Origin of the sequence: Hydrogenophaga sp. 70-12 (assembly GCF_001897365.1) — a bacterium.
GTDB classification, from domain to species: Bacteria; Pseudomonadota; Gammaproteobacteria; order Burkholderiales; family Burkholderiaceae_C; genus Hydrogenophaga; species Hydrogenophaga borbori.
On sequence record NZ_MKSS01000335.1, the window covers coordinates 1 to 7,166 of the forward strand.

The 7,166-nt window shown below is 70.2% G+C and carries 4 protein-coding genes; all 4 read left to right on the forward strand.

Annotation, left to right across the window (positions count from 1 at the left end):
* On the forward strand, nt 1-4,023 hold a 4,023-nt coding region (gene rpoC, locus BGO22_RS17395), incomplete at its 5' end, for a DNA-directed RNA polymerase subunit beta' (RefSeq protein WP_286851967.1).
* A gap of 130 nt (nt 4,024-4,153) precedes the next feature.
* Complete coding sequence (locus BGO22_RS17400; protein ID WP_204743920.1) at nt 4,154-4,747, forward strand: LemA family protein; 594 nt, start codon at nt 4,154-4,156, stop codon at nt 4,745-4,747.
* A 123-nt stretch (nt 4,748-4,870) separates the two neighbouring features.
* On the forward strand, nt 4,871-5,896 hold the full coding sequence (locus BGO22_RS17405) for a M48 family metalloprotease (protein ID WP_286851969.1): 1,026 nt from the start codon (nt 4,871-4,873) through the stop codon (nt 5,894-5,896).
* Nucleotides 5,893-7,166, forward strand: a 1,274-nt coding sequence (gene rsmB, locus BGO22_RS17410) for a 16S rRNA (cytosine(967)-C(5))-methyltransferase RsmB (protein WP_286851971.1), incomplete at its 3' end; no start/stop codon positions are given. The genes BGO22_RS17405 and rsmB, both read left to right, overlap by 4 nt.

The window sequence follows — 7,166 nt, forward strand, 5'->3', positions numbered from 1 at the left end:
CCCATCAAGGACTACGAGTGCCTGTGCGGCAAGTACAAGCGCCTGAAGCACCGTGGCGTGATCTGCGAGAAGTGCGGCGTCGAAGTGACCCAGACCAAGGTGCGCCGCGAGCGCATGGGCCACATCGACCTGGCCGCGCCCTGCGCGCACATCTGGTTCCTGAAGTCGCTGCCGTCGCGCCTGGGCCTGGTGCTCGACATGACGCTGCGCGACATCGAGCGCGTGCTGTACTTCGAGGCCTACGTGGTGACCGACCCCGGCATGACCCCGCTGAAGAAGTTCGGCATCATGTCCGAGGACGACTTCGACGCCAAGCGCAAGGAGTACGGTGACGAGTTCGTCGCCAAGATGGGCGCCGAGGGCATCAAGGAGCTGCTGGAGAACATCGACCTCGACATCGAGATCGAGAAGCTGCGCAACGACCTGACCGGCTCGGAACTCAAGATCAAGAAGAACGCCAAGCGCCTGAAGGTGCTCGAGGCCTTCAAGCGCTCGGGCATCAAGCCCGAGTGGATGGTGCTCGACGTGCTGCCCGTGCTGCCGCCGGACCTGCGTCCGCTGGTGCCGCTGGACGGCGGCCGCTTCGCGACCTCCGACCTCAACGACCTGTACCGCCGCGTCATCAACCGCAACAGCCGCCTCAAGCGCCTGCTCGAACTCAAGGCGCCCGAGATCATCGCGCGCAACGAGAAGCGCATGCTGCAGGAAGCCGTGGACAGCCTGCTGGACAACGGCCGCCGCGGCAAGGCCATGACGGGCGCCAACAAGCGCGCGCTCAAGTCCCTGGCCGACATGATCAAGGGCAAGAGCGGCCGCTTCCGCCAGAACCTGCTGGGCAAGCGCGTCGACTACTCGGGCCGTTCGGTCATCGTGGTGGGTCCGACGCTCAAGCTGCACCAGTGCGGCCTGCCCAAGCTGATGGCGCTGGAGCTGTTCAAGCCCTTCATCTTCTCGCGCCTGGAAGCCATGGGCATCGCGACCACCATCAAGGCCGCGAAGAAGGAAGTGGAAGCCGGCACCCCCGTGGTGTGGGACATCCTCGAAGAGGTCATCAAGGAGCACCCGGTTCTGCTGAACCGCGCGCCCACGCTGCACCGCCTGGGCATCCAGGCCTTCGAGCCCATCCTGATCGAGGGCAAGGCGATCCAGCTGCACCCGCTGGTCTGCGCGGCCTTCAACGCCGACTTCGACGGTGACCAGATGGCCGTTCACGTGCCGCTGTCCGTGGAAGCCCAGCTGGAAGCCCGCACCCTGATGCTGGCCTCCAACAACGTGCTGTTCCCGGCCAACGGCGAACCCTCCATCGTGCCCTCGCAGGACGTGGTGCTGGGCCTGTACTACGCCACGCGCGAGAAGATCAACGGCAAGGGCGAAGGCATGATCTTCGCGGACCTGCCCGAGCTGCAGCGCGCGCTGGACAACGGCGTGGTGGAACTCACCGCGCGCGTGAGCGTGCGCCTGGTCGAGTGGACCAAGGACAAGGCCAGCGGCGAGTTCGTCGCGGGCCTCAAGCTGGTCGACACCACCGTGGGCCGCGCGCTGCTGTCCGAGATCCTGCCCAAGGGCCTGCCCTTTTCGGTGCTGGACAAGCCGCTCAAGAAGAAGGAAATCTCGCGCCTCATCAACGCGAGCTTCCGCAAGTGCGGCCTGAAGGAGACCGTGGTCTTCGCCGACAAGCTGCTGCAGAACGGCTTCCGCCTGGCCACGCGCGCGGGCATCTCGATCGCCGTCGACGACATGCTGGTGCCCAAGGAGAAGAGCGGCATCATCGAGCGCGCCGAGTCCGAGGTGAAGGAGATCGCCCAGCAGTACGCCTCCGGTCTGGTGACCGCCGGCGAGCGCTACAACAAGGTGGTCGACATCTGGGGCAAGGCCGGTGACGAGATCTCCAAGGTCATGATGGCCCAGCTGGCCAAGCAGAAGACCACGGACCGCAGCGGCAAGGAAGTGGACCAGGAGTCGTTCAACTCCATCTACATGATGGCCGACTCGGGCGCCCGCGGTTCCGCGGCGCAGATCCGCCAGCTGGCCGGCATGCGCGGCCTGATGGCCAAGCCCGACGGCTCCATCATCGAGACCCCCATCACGGCGAACTTCCGTGAAGGCCTCAACGTGCTGCAGTACTTCATCTCCACGCACGGCGCCCGCAAGGGCCTGGCCGACACGGCGCTGAAGACCGCGAACTCGGGTTACCTGACGCGCCGCCTGGTGGACGTGACGCAGGACCTGGTGGTCACCCACCAGGACTGCGGCACCTCCAACGGCACGCTGATGCGCGCCATCGTCGAGGGCGGTGAGGTCATCGAGTCGCTGCGCGACCGCATCCTGGGCCGCACCACGGCCGAGGAAGTGATCCATCCCGAGACGCGCCAGCAGCTCGTGCCCGCGGGCGAAATGCTCGACGAGGACACCCTCGACCTGCTCGAGGCCGCCGGCGTCGACGAGGTCAAGGTGCGCACCGCGCTCACCTGCGAGACCCGCTACGGCCTGTGCGCCAAGTGCTACGGCCGCGACCTCGGCCGCGGTGGCCTGGCCAACATCGGTGAGGCGGTGGGCGTGATCGCCGCGCAGTCGATCGGCGAGCCCGGCACGCAGCTGACCATGCGCACCTTCCACATCGGCGGCGCGGCCTCGCGCGCGGCGGTGGCCTCCAGCGTGGAAGCCAAGTCCAGCGGCGTGATCGGCTTCAACGCCACCATGCGCTACGTGACCAACTCCAAGGGCGAGCTGGTGGTGATCGCGCGTTCGGGCGAGATCATCATCCAGGACGAACACGGCCGCGAGCGCGAGCGCCACAAGGTGCCCTACGGCGCCATCCTGGCGATCAAGCCCGACCAGCAGATCAAGGCCGGCACCATCCTGGCCAACTGGGACCCGCTGACCCGACCCATCATCACGGAATTCGCCGGCACGGTGAAGTTCGAAAACGTGGAAGAGGGCCTCACGGTCGCCAAGCAGGTCGACGACGTGACCGGTCTGTCCACGCTGGTGGTGATCGATCCCAAGCGCCGCGGCGCCACGAAAGTGGTGCGCCCGCAGGTCAAGCTGATCGACGCGTCCGGCAGCGAGGTGAAGATCCCCGGCACCGACCACGCCGTGACCATCGGCTTCCAGGTCGGCGCCCTGATCCAGGTGCGCGATGGCCAGGACGTGGGCCCCGGCGAGGTGCTGGCCCGCATCCCGGTCGAAGGCCAGAAGACCCGCGACATCACGGGTGGTCTGCCGCGCGTGGCCGAGCTGTTCGAGGCGCGTTCGCCCAAGGACGCCGGCATCCTCGCCGAGATGACCGGTACCGTGTCCTTCGGCAAGGAGACCAAGGGCAAGATCCGCCTGCAGATCACCGACCCCGAGGGCAAGGTCTGGGAAGAGCTCATCCCGAAAGAGAAGAACATCCTGGTGCACGAAGGCCAGGTGGTCAACAAGGGCGAGAGCATCGTCGACGGCCCGGCCGACCCGCAGGACATCCTGCGCCTGCTGGGCATGGAAGAGCTCGCGCGCTACATCGTCGATGAGGTGCAGGACGTCTACCGACTGCAGGGCGTGAAGATCAACGACAAGCACATCGAGGTGATCGTTCGCCAGATGCTGCGCCGCGTCGTGGTCGAGAACCCCGGCGATTCGTCCTACATCGGCGGCGAGCAGGTGGAGCGCTCGGAGATCCTCAACACCAACGACGCCCTGCGCGCCGACGGCAAGATCCCCGCGACCTACAGCAACGTGCTGCTCGGTATCACCAAGGCCTCGCTGTCGACCGACTCGTTCATCTCCGCGGCCTCCTTCCAGGAGACCACGCGCGTGCTGACCGAAGCGGCCATCATGGGCAAGCGCGACGAGCTGCGTGGCCTCAAGGAGAACGTCATCGTCGGCCGCCTGATCCCCGCGGGCACCGGCATGGCCTACCACGAGGCGCGCAAGGTCAAGGAGAAGATGGACGACGAAGAGCGCCGCGCCATCGCCGAGGCCGACGCCCTGTCGCTGGCGGCCGACCAGGCCGACGCGGCGGCTGGCGAGTCCGCCGAGTAAGCGGTCCGACGCCCGTCACCGCCGACAAGCCCCCGGTCGACAGGCCGGGGGCTTTTTCTTTGGGCGCGCATACCCCGCGCGCTATAGTCCCCCGCCCGCGAATCACGGGTGAGCGAGGAGGAAACACGCAATGGGTGTTCTGCAATGGGTGCTGCTGCTGGTGGCGCTGGTGGTGTTCTTCTGGGCGGTCGGGGCCTACAACCGGCTCGTGCGCCTGCGCAACGGCATCGCCAATGCGTTCGCGCAGATCGACGTGCAGCTCAAGCGCCGGCACGACCTGATCCCCAACCTGGTAGAAGTGGCCCGCAAGTACCTCGAGCACGAGGCGCAGACGCTGGAGGCCGTGATCGCCGCGCGCAACCAGGCGCGCAGCGCCGAGCAGGCCGCCGCCAGCGCGCCGCTGGCGCCGGGCGTCATGGGCACCCTGTCGGGCGCAGAGCAGCTGCTGGGCGGCGCGCTTGGCCGCCTCATGGCGGTGGTGGAGAACTACCCCGAGCTCAAGGCCGACCAGAACATGCGCGAGCTCAGCGAAGAGCTGGCCAGCACCGAGAACCGCATCGGCTTCGCGCGCCAGGCCTACAACGACCAGGCCAACGACTTCAACGACGCCGCGCAGCAGTTCCCCACGCTCATCGTCGCGCGCCTGTTCAACTTCCAGCCCCAGGCCATGCTGGAAGCGACCACCAGCGAGGCCGAGCGCGAGCCGGTCAAGGTGCGGTTCTGAAGCTCACCCCCGCCGCGCTTCGCGCGACCCCCTTCACGGGGGCGGCACCAACGGCCCGGCAGAGCCGGTTCCGTGGTACCACTCGGTTCGACCGGGGCGCGCCAGCATCCTCACCCGACAGCCATGCGTTTTATTGACTCCCAGCGCGACGCGCGGGCCCAAAGCCGGCGCCTGGTGGTGGCCTTCGGCCTCACCGTGCTGCTGCTGGTGCTGGCCGTCAACGCGGCCCTCGCCGTGGGCTGGCTGCTGTCGGGGCCGCTCTGGCTGGCGGGCGGGTGGTACTTCCCGCGCCACTTCTGGGCCGTGAACACCGGCGTGACCCTGCTCTTCGTGCTGGGCGGCTGGTGGCTCGAAACCTCGCAGTTGAAACACCAGGGGGGCGTGCGGCTGGCCGAGCGCATGGGCGCGCGCGCGGCGCGGCCCTCGGGCCAACTCGACGAGCAGCGCTTCGTCAACATCGTCGACGAGCTGTCCATCGCCTCGGGCCTGCCGCGCCCCACCGCCATGGTGGTGGCGCGCGACCAGGCCATCAACGCCTTCGCCACCGGCTGGACGCCGCAGGACGCGGTGGTGGCCGTCACCCAGGGCGCGCTCGACCACCTCACGCGGGAGGAGCTGCAAGGCCTGGTCGCGCATGAACTGGGCCACATCGGCGAAGGCGACACGCGCCTGAACCTGCGGCTGGCGGGCATGGTGTTCGGGCTGGAGATGGTCTATCGCCTGGGCCAGCGCCTGGCCGAACCGGGCGAGGACGGCCGCCGCTTCATGGGCGCGCTGATGGGCCTGTGCCTCATGGGCGTGGGCTGGCTCGGCTGGGTCGCGGGCCATGCGCTGCAGGCGGCGGTGTCGCGCCAGCGCGAGTACCTGGCCGACGCGCGCGCCGTGCAGTGGACGCGCAGCCGCGACGGCCTGGGCGGCGTGCTGCGCAAGGTCATGACGCAGCAGCGCGAGGGCCTGCCACCGCGCGCGGTGGGCCCCTCGCTGCAGCACCTGCTGCTGGTGGGCCACGGGCACGGCGCGCTCGCGCGCCGCTTCGACTCGCACCCGCCGCTGGCCGAGCGGGTGCGCCGCATCTACGGCCGGCACATGGGCCCCTTGCCCCTGCCGGCGCAGCGCCCGGTGGGCGACCCCACCGTGGTGCACGCATGAACACGGGCTCCCACGCGCGACCGCCGCGCGGGTCGCTGCCGGCCCCCGCGCTCAGCGAGCAGCTCGCGCTGGCGGCCCAGGCGGTGCTCGCGGTGCGCCAGGGCCGCTCGCTGGGCGACGCGCTCGCGGCCGTGCCCGCGCCGCTGCGCCCGGGCGTGCAGGCGCTGGCTTTTCACAGCCTGCGCCAGCTCGGCAGCTGCGAGGCGCTGGTGGCCCGCCTGGCCGACCGCGCGCCGCCGCCGCCGCTGCGCGCGCTCATGTGCGTGGCGCTGGCGCTGCTGCTGGTGCCCGACGCCCCCGGCGCCAGCTACTCCGCGCACACCGTGGTCGACCAGGCCGTGCGCGCGGCCCAGAAGGACAAGCGCTGGCAGCGCCAGGCCGGTTTCCTCAACGCCTGCCTGCGCCGCTACCTGCGCGAGGCCGCTTCGCTGCAGGCCCCGCTGGCCCAGGACCCGGTGGCGCGCTGGAACCACCCGGCCTGGTGGATCGAACGCCTGCGGCGCGACCACCCGGCGGACTGGGAGCGCCTGCTGCTGGCCAACAACCGGCCCGGGCCCATGACGCTGCGGGTCAACCGCCGCCGCGCCGATCGCGAGGCCCTGGCCCGTGCGCTCGCCGACCAGGGCGTGGCCAGCCGGCCCGTGGGCGAGGACGGGCTGGAGCTGGCGCGCCCGCTGCCGGTCGACCAGATCCCCGGTTTCGCCGGGGGTCACTGCTCGGTGCAGGACGAGGCCGCGCAACTGGCCGCGCCCTTGCTGCTCGACGGGCTCGCCGCGCGCCCGCGCGTGCTGGACGCCTGCGCCGCGCCCGGCGGCAAGACCGCCCACCTGCTGGAGCGCGCCGATGCCGAGCTGCTGGCGCTGGACGTCGACGCCGAGCGCTGCACCCGCATCAGCGACAACCTGCACCGCCTGGGCCTGGTGGCCGAGGTGCGCCACGCCGACGCCGCCCGCCCCGCCGACTGGTGGGACGGCCGGCCCTTCGACGCCATCCTGCTCGACGCCCCCTGCACGGCCTCGGGCATCGTGCGCCGCCACCCGGACGTGCGCTGGCTGCGCCGCGACAGCGACGTGGCGGCCCTGGCGGGCACCCAGCGGGCCCTGCTCGACGCCCTGTGGCCGCTGTTGCGGCCCGGTGGGCGCCTGCTTTACGCCACCTGCTCGGTGTTCCGCGCCGAGGGCAGCGAACAGGCCGAGGCGTTTCTTCAGCGCCACACCGACGCCCGGGCAGGCGCCGCTCCCGGCCATCTGTTCCCCGGTACACCCGGGGG

What these genes read in the sequence shown, in the direction of transcription:
- BGO22_RS17400 (WP_204743920.1), top strand. Translation starts at nt 4,154, where the DNA reads ATGGGTGTTCTGCAATGGGTGCTGCTGCTGGTGGCGCTGGTGGTGTTC.
- BGO22_RS17405 (WP_286851969.1), top strand. Translation starts at nt 4,871, where the DNA reads ATGCGTTTTATTGACTCCCAGCGCGACGCGCGGGCCCAAAGCCGGCGC.